This window comes from Halomarina pelagica, assembly GCF_024228315.1.
In the GTDB taxonomy this organism is placed as follows: Archaea; Halobacteriota; Halobacteria; order Halobacteriales; family Haloarculaceae; genus Halomarina; species Halomarina pelagica.
Map to the genome: position 1 here is coordinate 722,988 of NZ_CP100454.1, position 13,991 is coordinate 736,978.

13 protein-coding genes are annotated in these 13,991 nt (G+C 71.3%); 7 read left to right on the plus strand and 6 right to left on the minus strand.

Annotated features, from left to right (window positions below):
• The first annotated feature begins 114 nt into the window (after positions 1-114).
• The 4 genes from NKI68_RS03835 (at position 115) to NKI68_RS03850 (ending at position 4,269) form a co-directional block, all read left to right on the plus strand.
• Positions 115-1,011 (plus strand): helix-turn-helix transcriptional regulator, encoded by an 897-nt coding sequence (locus tag NKI68_RS03835; RefSeq protein WP_254545369.1) that lies wholly within the window; start codon positions 115-117, stop codon positions 1,009-1,011.
• Positions 1,001-1,597, plus strand: a complete 597-nt coding sequence (locus tag NKI68_RS03840; protein WP_254545370.1) for a response regulator — start codon at positions 1,001-1,003, stop codon at positions 1,595-1,597. Before NKI68_RS03835 ends, NKI68_RS03840 begins: the two co-directional genes overlap by 11 nt.
• Entirely contained in the window at positions 1,590-2,744 is a 1,155-nt protein-coding gene (locus tag NKI68_RS03845; protein ID WP_254545371.1) for a sensor histidine kinase, read from the plus strand. The genes NKI68_RS03840 and NKI68_RS03845 overlap by 8 nt, the downstream gene beginning before the upstream one ends.
• Positions 2,745-3,138: 394 nt before the next feature.
• A complete protein-coding gene (locus tag NKI68_RS03850; RefSeq protein WP_254545372.1) occupies positions 3,139-4,269 on the plus strand; it encodes a CopD family protein in 1,131 nt (376 codons plus the stop codon).
• A 23-nt stretch (positions 4,270-4,292) separates the two neighbouring features.
• Here the strand turns inward: NKI68_RS03850 and NKI68_RS03855 are convergent, their stop codons facing one another.
• Together NKI68_RS03855 and NKI68_RS03860 are read right to left on the minus strand one after the other, a co-directional pair.
• Positions 4,293-4,517, minus strand: a complete 225-nt coding sequence (locus tag NKI68_RS03855) for a hypothetical protein (protein WP_254545373.1) — start codon at positions 4,515-4,517, stop codon at positions 4,293-4,295.
• Between the two features lie 71 nt (positions 4,518-4,588).
• A complete protein-coding gene (locus NKI68_RS03860; protein WP_254545374.1) occupies positions 4,589-5,935 on the minus strand; it encodes a glycosyltransferase family 2 protein in 1,347 nt (448 codons plus the stop codon).
• Positions 5,936-6,100: 165 nt separating this feature from the next.
• Between NKI68_RS03860 and NKI68_RS03865 the strand changes: the two genes are divergently transcribed.
• Both NKI68_RS03865 and NKI68_RS03870 read left to right on the plus strand, forming a co-directional pair.
• The gene (locus NKI68_RS03865; RefSeq protein ID WP_254545375.1) at positions 6,101-6,571 is read left to right on the plus strand and encodes a phosphopantetheine adenylyltransferase; all 471 of its coding nucleotides are present in this window, start codon (positions 6,101-6,103) and stop codon (positions 6,569-6,571) included.
• 160 nt (positions 6,572-6,731) lie between these two features.
• Positions 6,732-7,652 (plus strand): GNAT family N-acetyltransferase, encoded by a 921-nt coding sequence (locus tag NKI68_RS03870; protein WP_254545376.1) that lies wholly within the window; start codon positions 6,732-6,734, stop codon positions 7,650-7,652.
• 22 nt (positions 7,653-7,674) lie between these two features.
• Here NKI68_RS03870 and NKI68_RS03875 read toward each other — a convergent pair whose 3' ends face one another.
• From NKI68_RS03875 to NKI68_RS03890, 4 genes are all read right to left on the minus strand, one after another.
• A complete protein-coding gene (locus NKI68_RS03875; protein WP_254545377.1) occupies positions 7,675-8,613 on the minus strand; it encodes a ring-cleaving dioxygenase in 939 nt (312 codons plus the stop codon).
• Between the two features lie 110 nt (positions 8,614-8,723).
• Positions 8,724-10,106, minus strand: a complete 1,383-nt coding sequence (locus tag NKI68_RS03880) for a uracil-xanthine permease family protein (protein ID WP_254545378.1) — start codon at positions 10,104-10,106, stop codon at positions 8,724-8,726.
• 243 nt (positions 10,107-10,349) lie between these two features.
• Positions 10,350-10,895 (minus strand): hypoxanthine/guanine phosphoribosyltransferase, encoded by a 546-nt coding sequence (gene hpt, locus NKI68_RS03885; RefSeq protein WP_254545379.1) that lies wholly within the window; start codon positions 10,893-10,895, stop codon positions 10,350-10,352.
• A gap of 225 nt (positions 10,896-11,120) precedes the next feature.
• Complete coding sequence (locus NKI68_RS03890) at positions 11,121-11,498, minus strand: hypothetical protein (protein ID WP_254545380.1); 378 nt, start codon at positions 11,496-11,498, stop codon at positions 11,121-11,123.
• Positions 11,499-11,750: 252 nt separating this feature from the next.
• On the opposite strand from NKI68_RS03890, the gene NKI68_RS03895 reads away from it, so the two are divergent.
• Positions 11,751-13,904, plus strand: a complete 2,154-nt coding sequence (locus NKI68_RS03895) for a GH32 C-terminal domain-containing protein (RefSeq protein WP_254545381.1) — start codon at positions 11,751-11,753, stop codon at positions 13,902-13,904.
• The last annotated feature ends 87 nt before the right edge of the window (positions 13,905-13,991 follow it).

Genomic DNA, 13,991 nt, shown 5'->3' on the forward strand with positions numbered 1-13,991 from the left:
GCCACGTCTCGCGGTCCCGGACGCGTCCGCCGGAGCGAGACGTACAGCGGAACGGTACAGTTCTCGTAACCCCCAATTACGCTTATTCCCGCCGGGTACAGAGGCCAGTCGAAAATGGACGGAACAGAGGAACGAACGGGTCCGTGGGGGGGCGTCGATGTCGGGGAGCGGACCGTGGGGGCGGGGGCCCGCGGCCCGGCCGACGGGCCGACGGATCCGACCGATCCGGGGGAGGCGATCGACACCGTGGCGCGGCGGTTCGACTTCCTCACGACGCTCACCGACGGCCCGAAACACAGGCCGGTCCTCCAGCACGAACTCGACGTCTCTCGCTCGACGGCGTACAAGGGCATCCGCGAGTTGGAGGAGCTGCGGCTCGTTGAACGGACGGATCAGGGGTACCGCCTCAGCCTCCTGGGGAAGCTGCTCCTCGCCCAGTACGACCAGTTCCGGGCGAACGTGGAGACCGTCTGTGCGAAGGGACCGCTGCTGGCGGAGCTATCGGCCGACTGCGGCGTGACCGTGGAGGTGTTGCGGGACGCGGAGGTCGTCTACGCCGAGAAACACGCCCCCCACCACCCGTTTCACGTCCTCGAGACGATGGTCGAGGAGGCGACGGCCCTCCGGGGGATGACGCCGGTGGTGCGCCACGGCTACGTCGAACTCTTCTACGAGCAGTTCGTCGCGGACACGCTCGAGACCGACCTGATCCTCGGCAGGCCCGTCGTCCAGTGGCTGGCGGAGTATCAGTGCGAGCCGTTCGTCGCCGCGCTCGAGACGGGGAACCTGGTCGTTCGGGAGATCGAGGAGTGGGTGCCGTTCGGGTTGATCCTCTCGGACGAGCCGACGACGCAGGTCGGGGCGTTCGTCCACGACGACAGGGGCGGCCTCCGGGGTGCCGTGGTGAACGACACCGACGACGCGCTCGCCTGGGGTGAACGGATCTGGGAACGCTACCGCGACCGCTCGACGGTCGTCACGACGGAGGTGATCGAGGCCGATGACCGCTGAGGACCCGACGGTCCTGGTCGTCGAGGATAACGAGCAACTCGCCGACATGTACGCCGAGTGGCTCGCCGAGACGACCACGGTGGTGACCGCGTACAGCGGGCGGGAGGCGCTCGCGCTGCTGACCGACCGAATCGACATCGTACTGCTCGACCGGCTCATGCCGGGGCTCTCGGGCGACGAGGTCCTCGGGAGGATACGCGAGCGCGGACTCGACTGCCGCGTCGCGCTGGTGACCGCGGTCGAACCCGACGTGGACATCGTCGAGATGGAGTTCGACGACTACCTGACGAAGCCGGTTCGGAAGCGCGACCTCTATCACCTGGTCGAGGCGCTGCTCACGCGCAGCGCGTACACGGAGCCCGTTCGAAAGGAACGCGCGCTCGCCGAGAAGCGCGCGCTCCTCGAGGAGGGACTGTCGGAGGATGAACTGCGGGCGAGCGCGGAGTACGACGACCTGCTCGGTGCCCTCGATTCCCTGCGGGAGGGGCCGCGCGACTCGGCTCCCCGGTGGCGCGCCGCGGAGCGCGGTGCGACCGTGTTCCGCCGCCTCTCGCACCACCTCCGGCGGGAGGAGGGCGATGAGTGATCGGACGCGGCCGCTCTCCGTCGACCGCGTCGGTCCGGCGGTCATCAGCGGGATCGGACTGATCCTCGCCGTCGTCGAACTGGAGCACGTCGTGAAGATGGACACGCCCCTCGGGGTCGTCCTCGAAGCGGGGTTCCCGCTCGCGCTGGCGTGCGCGCTCACGTACGCCGGCGTGTGGCTCGGTCGGAATCGCTTCGGGCGCGAGGAGACGCTGCGCGTCATCGCCTGGTTCGCGGTCGGAACGGTGGGTATGCTGCTCGTGACGGCCTGGGTGATCGTCCACCAGCTGATCCGCGGCGTCCCGTTCCACCACACGGCCTTCGTCCTCACGAACACCGCGATCGTCGGCGGCATCGGGGGGTTCGTGGTCGGCGCGTACGACGCCCGGAGCGAGCGACGACGACGCGCGCTCGCGGACGAGCGGCGCAACCTGGCGCGCGAGCGCGAGCGGACGGCGTTCCTGAACCACCTCCTCCGACACAACGTGCTCAACGCGATGAACGTCGTCCTCGGGCGGGCCGACTCGCTCTCCTCCCACGTCGACGACGACGGCCGCGACCACCTCGGCTCCATCACCCGCTGTAGCGAGGACGTCGTCACGCTCGTCCAGAACGTGAGCACGATCACGCGCGTCGTCTCGGAGGAGCGCGAGACGGCCCTCGAATCCGTCGACCTGTCCGAGACGCTCGAGCGGGGAGTCGAGAACCTCAGGCTCGCGTACGACGAGGCCGAGGTCGTCGCGCGCGTCCCGCCCGGAATCGAGGTCTGGGCCGACGGACTGCTCTCGGAGGTGTTCGAGAACCTCCTCCTGAACGCCGTCCAGCACAACGACGACTCCCCCCGGGTGACGGTGACGGCGTCGGTGGCCGAGGACGGCGGATCGGCCGTCGTCTCGATCGCGGACGACGGGCCCGGGATCCCCGACGACGCGAAGCGGAAGCTCTTTCGCGCCTCGCACGCCGAACTCTCCCGCTCCGGTCACGGCGTCGGTCTCGTCATCACTCGCGTCCTCGTGAGACGGTACGGCGGCGACATCCGGGTCGAGGACAACGAACCGACCGGCACCGTCTTCCACGTCGAACTGCGGACGACGCCGCCGACGCCGACGGCGCGCGACGGGGGAATCGCGGCGTCGCCGGAGGCGTAACCACCCGATCGAACCACGGCGTGGCCCCCGCCGTCCGTCCCGTTCTCGACGATCCACGGATACCGACGGCTGAACCGGCGAGTCCGGTTACGCGCGCGAGCCACCGACCCCCAGGTCCAGCGTTCCGGACGCGTCCGACGACGCCGGACGCGTCTCGACTCCCGAGACGGGCGTCGACGTGACGGATCGATCCGCGGCCCGAAACGGCGTTTCGGCGGCGAACGAGCGTGTTTTCGGGTAAATTGAACGCCCCGGGTCGCCCAGTACTCACCCACATGATACCCACACGAACGACGACGACGCTCGGCGGCGAGCGGCGGTCGAAGGCGGTTCGGTCCGGTCGCGCCGGTCGCGCTCACGAAAAGTCGACCGACGACGGGGAGGTGACTCGACGGTGACGCTACTGGTCGCGCTGCTCCGCGGCGTGCTGGTGACGGCGTTACTGCTGCTGATCGGTACGCCGCCGGCCTTCGCGCTCGTCGTCTTTCCCGAACTCGACCGGCGGGGGCTCGACGCGACGCGCGCGAGTCGGTTCGCCCGTCGGACGGTCGCGTGGACGGTCGCCGCCGCGCTCTGCTCCGCTATCGGACTGGCGGTCCTCCGCGCGGGCGGCGTCGGAGCGCTCGGCGGGTGGGCGGTCGGCACCGTCGAGGGGAGGGCCTGGCTCGTCCTCGCGGGAGGCGGATCCTGTCTCGCGGCGGCCACCGCGGTTCGATCCGTCAGGCCCGCGAATCTCTCGCGTGGGCGGTGGCTCGGCGTCGTGCTCGCCGGCGGGTCGGTCATGTTGCTCGCGTTCTGCCGGACGCGGTACTCGACGGCCGTCGACAGCGCCGCGCTGGCGATCGGCGTGAAGTTCTGGCACATGGCCGGCGCGGCCGCCTGGGTCGGGGGGCTCGCCGTGCTGGCGGCGCTGCCGCGATACCTCCCGGACGAGACCGGGACGGAGCCGGCGCGCGTGGCCGCCGCGCTGGTCCGCCGGTTCTCGATGGTCGCGGTCGCGGCGGTCACCGTCGCCTTCGTCACCGGCGTGATCATCGTCACCTGGCACGTCCCCTCGCTCGCGGCGCTGGCGACGACGCCGTACGGCCTCGCGCTCGCGCTCAAGGTCCTGCTCGTGTTCGCCGCGGCGGGTCTCGGCGGGTTCAACCGCCTCGTCGTCCACCAGCGCCTCCGGCGGGCCGGCGGCGACGCGCCGGCGGTTCCGGGGTTGCTGGTGCTCGGGCGTTCCGAGGGCGGCCCGGCGGACGCGGTCGCGTCGCTCGTCCGGGCGATCCGTCTCGAACTCGCGGTCCTGCTCGCCGTCGTCGCACTCTCCGTCGCGCTGACCTCGGCGCTGACGCCGTCGCACGCGGTCGCCGACCTTCCATCCACGTCCGGCGTCGCGGTCGACGCACGGCGAGCCGCCGGCGCGACCGTCGACGCCGCGTTCCGGTCGGCCCTCGAGTTCGGCGCGATCGGCGTCGCCCTGCTCGGTTCGCTGACGCTCGGGTACGAACTCGGGGAGTTCTCCGTTCGCCGACGATAACGGTGCAGGAAGCCGTAGGGGGGTTACGGCGGGCAGACGTCGGAGCGCGTCACGTCCCCTCCTCGCCGTTCTCGTCGTCGCCCTCGACGCCCTCCTCTCTCCTCTCCCTCCTCGCCCTCCTCGCCCTCCTCGCCCCCGACGCGTTCGGTCTGTTCGACCGCGTCGACGTCCTGCGTACTCCCGCCGTACTGGTTCTGTTCCTCTTCCTCCTCCCGCTCCGACTCCTCGCCCCGATCGGTGTCGGTCATGCGTCGTCGCCTTGCGTCGGCACCCGCTTAACGAACCGACCTGCAATTGCCGACGGTATCCGACGCCCTCGCTACTCCCCGTCGGACCCACTCGCGCTGGTGACGTACACCGCGGGCCGTCGGACGACGAACTCGTCGACGAACGCGGCGACCACCGCACCGGCCTGCAGGAGGAAGTACGGCCAGAGGAGGAGCGGCGCGACGTACTCCGATCGCTCGTGTCGGCGGCCGTCGCGGGCGTCGACGGCGAGCACGAGGTACGACGCGACGAGCGGAGTGGCGAGGACGAAACCCCCCGCGACGAGCGCGGCGAGGCCGAACGGCCGGCCGCCGGGGGTGAGACCCCACGCGACCGCCGCGAGCGGCGAGGCGAGCGCCAGGATCGGGAACGCGAGGAGCGCGCCGAGCGTCGCGGCGAAGTCCGCGCGGGCGAGGGACGAGGGCGGTCCGAAGAGGAGGTTCGCCCCGAGATACCGCCGGGCGACCTGCATGCCGCCGCGCGCCCACCGCTTGCGCTGGTGCCACCACGCCGCGATCGCGGCGGGGTTGGTCTCGTGGGTGACGATCCCCGGGTCGACGCGGATCTCGCCGCCGGCGCGCTGGAGGCGGTAGGCCATGTCGAGGTCCTCGAGGAGTATCGACTCGTCGAACGTCCCTTCGCGCGCGAGCGCGTCGGCGCGGAAGAACGCCTGACCGCCGGTGAAGAGGGCGAACCCGCCGAGGAGGTCGCGGGCGTAGAACTCCGCCCGCTCCGCGACGGCGCGCTCGACGGTGGCGCAGAGCGCCACCATCGACGCGTCGGGGTTCGTCCCGAAGCACCGACCCTTGACGCAGGCGACGTCGTCGTCCCGGAACCACCGAACCGCCCGGCGGAGCGCCCCCGGTTCGGGGCGCTGGTCCGCGTCGAGGACGGCGACGATCTCCCCCGACGCGCTCGCGAGCGCGTGGTTTGTCGCGCTCGCCTTCCCGCCCGGCGGTCGGTCGCGCTCGACGGCCACGACCCGCGGGTCGCGGTCGGCCGCCGCCTCGGCGACGGCGGCCGTCCCGTCGGTCGAGGCCGACTCGTAGCCGACGAGGATCTCCAGTCTGTCGTCGGGATAGTCGAGGGCGGCGCAGGCGTCGACGGTCGCGGGGAGGACCTCGGCCTCGTTGTACGCGGTCACGACGACGGTCGCTGCGGGCAGCGGCGGCTCCGGGGCGGTGGGCGGCGAGCGGCGGACGAAGGCGACGACCGCCGACGCCGTCGCCCGCACGGCCAGCACGACGCCGAACGCGACGAGCGCGGCCGACGCGACCCGAGCGTACGCGGGAACGACGATCCCGGGGGCGACGAGCGCGGTGGAGAGCGCCGCCGCGGCGAGGGCGGAGCCGACGCTCCGCCGGGAGAACGACGACTCGTCGGGCAGTCGTACCTCCACCCGCGACGCGACGGTCGCCGGTGGCAAAAACGGCGGGTCGGCGTACTCGACGGCCGGTCGTCGTGCGACAGTACCCACACCCCCGGAGAGTTGCCCGCGCCTCCCGTTTCGCCGCGATCCCGCGGCGAGGCCAGACCTTTACGCGTTCGGGCCGAACCCGTCGGCGTGCGAGTCGCCGTCGCCGGAACGTTCGGTCCGCTCCACGACGGACACAGGGCGCTCCTTCGAGCGGCGCTCGAACGGGGCGACGAGGGGGTCGTCGTGGGGATCACGAGCGACGCGTTCGCCGCCGCGTCGCGCCGCGACGACCCGCGTCCGATCCCGCCGTACGAGGAACGCGAGCACCGAGTGCGGGCGGAGATCGACGCCCTCGACGAGTGGAACCGCGATGTGGAGGTTCGAACGGTGACCGACGAGTACGGGTTCGCGGACGACGACCCCTCGCTCGACGCGCTGGTCGTCTCGCCCGAGACCGACGACGAGGTGGCGGAACTCGACCGCCGGCGGGCGGAGCGGGGGATGGACCCGCTCCGCCCGATCGTCGTTCCGGACGTGCTCGCGGCGGACGGCGAGCGGATCTCCTCGACGCGGATCGCCCGCGGGGAGATCGACGAACACGGGAACCTGCTGGAGTGACGAGGCGGTCCCCGATCGCGGCGAACGGTCCCGTGCGGCCGCCGAGCCGCCCGGTCGGACCGCCCGTTCCCGGTCGCCCCCCGAACGATCGCGAGGCGTGAGAGACCGCCGCCCTGTCATCCGCCCCCGCGCTTATCGTAGTCCGGACGGAAGGAACCGTATGGAACTCCGCGAGCCGACCCCGGACGACGCGGACCGTGTGCGAGAGGTCGTGCGGAGCGCGATGACGACGTCCTACGCGCTCAGCCCGGAACAGATCGAGACGATCGTCGAGGCGCAGTTCGGCGACGATCGTCCGACGCGGGACTTCGAGGGCTCCGACGCGGCCGTCATCGTCGCGGAGAGCGAGGTGAACGGCGGTCCGAGCACGATCGCGGGCGTCGTCGTCGGCGAACTCGACGGGGACGAGGGCGAAGTCCGGTGGCTGTTCGTCGACCCGGAGCACCGCGGCGCGGGGATCGGCACGGAGCTGTTCGAGACGATGGTCGGGGCGCTGCGCGACCAGGGCGCAGAGCGGGTGCGGGCGAGCACGCTCGAGGCGAACATGGAGGGCCACGGGTTCTTCGAGCGGTTCGAGTACGAGCGGCTCGGCGTCCGACAGGCCGAGTTCGGCGACGAGTCCCTCGAGGAGTACGTGTACGTCGAACCGTCGGCCGACGAGGAGACGGAAGCGGAAGCGGAAGCGGAGGCGGAAGCAGGGATAGACAGGAAGACGAAGGCGGAAGCGGACGGGGAGACGGGGACGGCGACGGAAGCGGACGCCGATGGAGAGACGGACGCGGACGAAGCCGAAGCCGAAGTCGACCTCCCGGGGACCGAACGCCGCGACGGCGTCCCGACCGCGACGACCGACGACGGCCGGCAGGTGTACGTCGACCGCGACGACGAGCTATCGGGCGAGGAGGCACCGTTCTTCGCGGCGTACCTCGACGAGGAGTTCACGGAGCGGTACGGCTACTACTGCGCGTACTGCGGCTCGCTCGACGTCACGGAGGACACGATGGGACGCGTCGAGTGCGACGAGTGCGGCAACACCCACGCGGCCCGCTCCGGCGAGGCGTACGACGACTCGTACCTCTGAGTCGGCCGTTCGCGGCCCCTCGCTACTCCGGGGACGGCGTCGGCAGGTCCGGGAGGCCGGCCTCGATCTCGGCTCGCCGGCTCTCCAGCCACTCGGGCAGCACCAGCCGTTCGCCCAGTTCGTCGACGTCCTCGTCGACCGCGTATCCCGGCGACTCCGTGGCGAACTCGAAGAGCACGCCGCCGTGCTCGCGGACGTAGACCGACTGGAACCACTTCCGGTCGATCACCTCCGTCGGCCTGAGCCCCCGCTCGAACAGGGCGTCGCGCCACGCCGGCTGGTCGGCCGCCGTCGTCCGGAACGCCACGTGGTGGACGGTGCCCGCGCCGGGCTGGCCGCGGGGTGCCTGGGGATCTTCGAGGAGGTCCACGACGTACCCCAGGTCGCCCGCGGCCTCGTAGCGCCGCCGGTCGCGCTCCGCGTCCGTCTCCCGATACCCCATCGTCCGCAGGAGGTCCGCGGTCGGTCCGGCGCTCTCGAGCGAGAGCGTCACGCCGAAGAAGCCGCGGATGGCGTGCTCGTCCGGAACGGGACCGTCCGGCGGGTCGCCGTCGGGCGCGTCCGGGCGAGCCACCAGTTCCATCGGGATCCCGTCGGGGTCGCGGAAGGCGAGGGCGGTGTCGCCGAAGCGCTCGCGGGGATCGTCGGCGTCGACGCCGCGCTCCGCGAACCGATCCCGCCAGAAGTCGATCGATCTCTCGGGGATCAGGAACGCGACCTCGCTCACCTGCCCGGTGCCCACGCGGCCGGGGCGGGCGTTCGGGTAGGGGAAGAACGTCATGCTCGTGCCGGGGGTCCCGCGCCGGTCGCCGTAGAACAGGTGGTACACCGACACGTCGTCCTGGTTCACGCTCCGCTTGACCAGGCGAAGCCCCAGCGTCCCCGTGTAGAATTCGAGGTTCCGTCCGGGGTCGCTCCCGACGGCCGTGACGTGGTGGATTCCGGGTACGTCTGCCGGCATGTGCGCCGGTAGGCGTTCGCACGGCATACGGCTGTTGCCTGTCTACCGACGGGCGACCGCCGGGGCCGAAGGGCGTCGGATCGGCGGAGCGCCCGGCGGTGTGGCCGTCGTCAGTCCTCGCCGGACTCGGTGAGGCTCCGGGCGTCGGCGGGCGTCCCGGCGGCCGGGGCGTCGAAGAGCGGGCTCTGCTCGCCGGGGGCGAACGTGTTGAGCAGCAGCGCCGTCAGCGCGGTCACGATGACCGGCTCCCCGAAGAAGGTCCGGGCGGCCCGCGGCAGTTCCTGGAGCGCTTCGGGTCGCGCGGCGACGCCGAGACCGAGGCCGAGGGCGACGGCGACGACGACCATGTTCCGGCGGTCGAGGTCGACGTGCAGGAAGAGCAGGCGCGCGCCGCTCGCGGCCACCATGCCGGCCATCAGCACGACCGCGCCGCCGAAGACGGCGCTCGGGATCGTCGCGACCGCCGCGCCCACCTTCGGGCTGAGTCCCAGCACGGTAAGGACGACGCCGGCGACGCCGACGACGTGGCGGCTCATCACGCCGGTGAAGTTGACGATGCCCACGTTCTGCGAGAACGACGTGACGGGGAACGCGCCGAACGCCGCGCCGATCGAACTCAGGAGGCCGTCGGTGAACAGCCCGCCGCGGAACTCCTCACCGGTGGGGTTCCGTCCCTCGGCGGCCGTGACGCCCGACATGTCGCCGACGGTCTCCATCGCGGACACCAGAAACAGGAACGCGAACGTGACGACGGCGACCGGTTCGAACTCGAATCCGAACGCGCCCGGCCGCGGGACGGCGAACGGGGCGGCCGACGCCACCGGACCGAAGTCGACGAGGCCGAGCGCGACGGCGGCCACGTAGCCGACGCCGATGCCGGCGAGCACGCTCAGCAGTCTCGCGACGCCGGTCGTGAACAGGTTGAGGACGACCGCGACGGACAGGACCAGCAGGGCGAGGCCGATGTTGTGCACCGCGCCGTAGTCCGCCGCGCCGACGCCGCCGGCCGCGTAGTCGACGCCGACCGGGACGAGGTAGAGCCCGATCACGATCACGACCAGCCCCGTCACGAGCGGCGGGAAGAACGGCCGGATGCGGTCGAACTGCCAGCCGATCACCCCCTCGACGACGAACCCGGTGACGAGTATCGCGCCGAAGACCGCTCCGAGCCCGTAGTCGACGCCGATGCTCGTCGCCGCCCCGACGAACGTGAAGCTCGTCCCCATCACGATCGGGAGCCGCGCCCCGATCGGGCCGACGGTGTACGCCTGGACGACCGTCGCCAGCCCCGAGAACAGGAGCACCATCTGGACGACGTACGCCGTGTCCGCCGCGCCGAGGCCGACCGCGCCCGCGACGATGAACGCCACCGCGGTCGCCGGAACGATCATCACCGCGACGTGCTGCACCCCGAGCAGGATCGACTTCGGCCACGGCGGCCGGTCGTCGAGTTCGTACTCGAGTTCGATCTCCCCGTCAGCGTCGGTCGACATGTATGGCGGTAGGTGCGATCCCCGACGGATAATCCTTCCGTGATCGAGCGCATATCTACCTCATCGAGGGGCGAATATGAGCACGTTCGTGTATTCTCCGTGAGGGAGGACGGAAGAGCGAGACGGAGAAACGAGACGGAAGAGCGACGTGGGAGAGACGGAAGAGCGACGTGGGGGACAGAGGAACGAGACGGACGATCGACGTGGGCGCGGGGTCGGCGTCGGCGGTCGCCCGGGGGTCGATCAGTGGATCGTGACCTCGCCGTCCTCGACGGTGACGTCGACGAGGCTCGTCGCCTCGTGGTCGGTGTCGTCGAGGGCCGACTCGCCCACCTTCCGGATCACGACCACGATGTCGACGATCTCCGCGCCGATGCCGTCGAGCGCGTCGCAGATGGCCGCGAGCGTCCCGCCGGTCGACAGCAGGTCGTCGACGATCAGCACGCGGTCGCCCGCCTCGACGTCGTTGATGTACATCTCCGACTCCGAGTAGCCGGTCGTCTGGTGGAGCGCCACCTCGCCGTCGAGGCCGTAGGATCGCTTGCGGATGACCACGAGCGGGACGTCCGTCTGGAGCGAGAGCGCCGTCGCGATGTGGATGCCCATCGCCTCCGGCGCGACGATCTTGTCGACGTCGAGGTCCGCCGCTCGCGTGACGCCGACGACCACCTCGCGCAACAGCTCGGGGTCGAGCATCGGCACGCCGTTGCTTATCGGGTGGACGAGGTACTCGTAGCCGTCCTTGTCGACGATCGGCGCGTCGTGCAACGACTCGTGGAGCCGGTTCATGCCGCTCGTTTTCGGAAACAGGGGAAAAACGGTTCGTTCTCCGGCAGCGCGGTCGGGCGTCGCCACGCGCTCGCCGTCCCAACGAGGGGTAGACGAACCCGAAAGTTACCCCCGTGGGTCGGTAAGCGGTCCCCCGGCGCGAGGGGGCCCGGCGTCTCGCTGAACGGTGTGAAGCGAGGCTCGGGAGACGCCAGGCGTCTCCCGGCGTGAACGCCGGAGAGGACGTCAGAGGAACCGAGTTCGCACGGCCGTCACGGATCGCGTCCAGTCGTCCTCGAGAAGCGGGAGGGCGGCCGCTATATCGCGCCGATGCTCTCGCATCCAGTCTTCCTCCTCGTCCATCTCGAGTTCCCACTCCTCGAGCGATTCGATGCCGAAGTCCTCCGCCGAGTATCGATCCCCGTCGACGGTCACGGTCCCGTGCAGTTCGTCGCACTCGGCGCACTTCGTCGACGAGACGACGAAGTAGCGCTCGAGACGCTCCACGACCGACTCGTCGACGTCGGCGACCTCCTCCGCGACCACTCCGGCCGACTCACACCCGTAACAGAGCGTCGTCCGCCCTCCGAGCGGCTTTCCACAGTTCAGACACGTTCCACCCATACCCCCGGTGGTGCCCCATCGGTCAAAAACGTTCACGCGGTCGGAGTCGAGGCGTCGAGGCGTCGAGCGGACCCGTCGCCGTCTTCATTTTCGTCCCCGTCTTCGTCTTCGTCTTCGTCTTCGTCGGTGCCCCTGTCCGGTCGACGGCACGGGTGAGCCGTGCGAGGCGAGCGGATCGGAGCGCGATTTCGGTCGGTGCGCGTGCCAAAACTGACTTGCCTCCGTCGCCCCGTGGTTTCGAACGAGCACTGCATGTATGTCGGTTGTCTTCGTCGGGGCGAATCCACCGGAGAACAGCGCGTCGCGTACGACTGGTGTCGAGGGACGTTCCCCGACGCGGCGACGGTGTCCTTCGACGCCGTCGCGTCGGGCGACGTCGACCTCGGCGCGTTCGACGCGCTCTGGTGGCACCGGGACGCCCCGCTCGACGACGCCGACTGGCTCGCCGACTGCGCGGAGGCGTTCCGGACCGCCGCCGACGAGGGGACCGGACTCCTCCTCTCGCTGCACGCCCTCTCCGCCGTCGAGGCGCTCGGTATCGACGCCGTCGCGCCCGACGCGACCGGGACCGACGACGTCGCGGAGCCGGCGGGACTGCTCTGCAAGACCGTCCACGCCGACCACCCGCTGTTCGCGGGCTTCGAGACCCTCCGCGTCCACACGCGAGGGGCCGGCGTCGCCCAGCCGTTCGCCCGCTACGAGGTCGTGCTCCCCGAGCGGGGCGAGACGCTCGCCTGCGGCCTCCGCGGCGACGAGGAGTGCTACCCGCACAAGACCGTCGTCGGGTGGGACTGGGGGGCGGGCGCGGTCGTGGGCGCGGGCGACGCCCTCGCCTTCGCCGAGCCGACCGACGAGGCGTGCGACCGCGCCCGCCGCCGGTTCGTCGAGGACGCCCTCCGGACGCTCGCCGACCGCCCCGAGACCGTCACCGACCGTCCCGCGACCGGCGAGGAGCTGCGCGCCCTCCGCGCGGCCGTCGAGGACCACAACCGACCGCGGTATCACGTCACGTCCCCCGCGAACTGGCTGAACGACCCGAACGGGCTCGTCCACTGGAACGGCCGCTACCACGTCTTCTACCAGTACAACCCCGCCGGACCGTTCCACGGGACGATCCACTGGGGGCACGCGGTGAGCGACGACCTCGTCCGCTGGGAGGACGAACCGGTCGCGCTCTCGCCGGATCCGGACGGACCGGACCGCGACGGCTGCTGGTCGGGGTGTACGGTCGTCCACGACGGGACCCCCACGTTCGTCTACACCGGCGGCCGCGGGGGGATTCAGCTCCCCTGTCTGGCGACGGCCGAGGACCCCGACCTCCGCCGGTGGCGGAAGGACCCGGACAACCCGGTCATCGAGGAGGCACCGGTCGAACTCGACGTGCTGAACTCCGACCACTGGCACGCGGAGTTCCGCGATCACTGCGTCTGGAGGGACGGGGAGTTCTGGTACCAGCTCATCGGCTCCGGCATCACAGACGTGGGCGGGACCGTCCTCCGCTACCGCTCGGCCGACCTCCGCGAGTGGACGTACCTCGGTCCCGTCCTGACCGGTACGTGGGAGGGTGCCGGCGCGATGTGGGAGTGCCCGGAACTGCTCGACCTGGGCGAGCGGGAACTGCTCCACGTCTCCAACTACGCTGACGTCTGGTACTTCCTCGGCGAACTCGACGACGGCCGCTTCCACGTCGACTCGCGGGGGAAGCTCGACTACGGCGACTTCTACGCGCCGCAGTCGCTGACCGACGAAACCGGTCGCGAACTCACCTTCGGGTGGCTCCCCGAGGCCCGCTCGGAGCGGGCGCAGTGGGACGCCGGCTGGTCGGGGGCCCTCTCGCTCCCCCGCGAACTGTCGCTCGCCGAGGACGGGGGGCTCCGCCAGCGTCCCGCGCCCGAGGTGACCGACCTGCGCCGCTCTCACGCCGCACTGACGGACCTCGTCGTCGACGGCGAGACGCCGCTCGACGCCTCCGGGACGGCGCTCGAACTCGCGCTGACGGTGCGCGTCGAGGACGCCGAGGCGTTCTCCCTCGTCGTCCGCGAGTCCGACGACGGGACGGAACGGACGCCCCTCCGCTACGCCGACGGCGAACTCGTGATCGATCGCTCGTCCGCGAGTCTCGACCCCGAGACGGCGAGCGACGACCAGCGGATGCCGGTCGGGACGCCCGACGGGACGCTCTCGCTGCGGGTGTTCGTCGACGGCTCCGTGATCGAGGCGTTCGCCAACGACCGGCGGTGTCTCACGAGTCGAGTCTACCCGACGCGAGCCGACAGCGACGGCGTCTCGCTCCGCGCCGAGGGCGGCGAGGCGGTCGTCGAGCGACTCGACGTCTGGGAGCTGGGCGACGCGTGGCCGGCGGCACCGAGCGCCGGGATGAGCGCGTCCTCGCCGACGCCGGAGTAGTCGAGCGGCGATCAGTCGACCCGTCGACCGATCTCTCGGTCGAGCCGTCGGGCCGTCGACCCGTCGGACGGTACGTCGCCCCGTCGG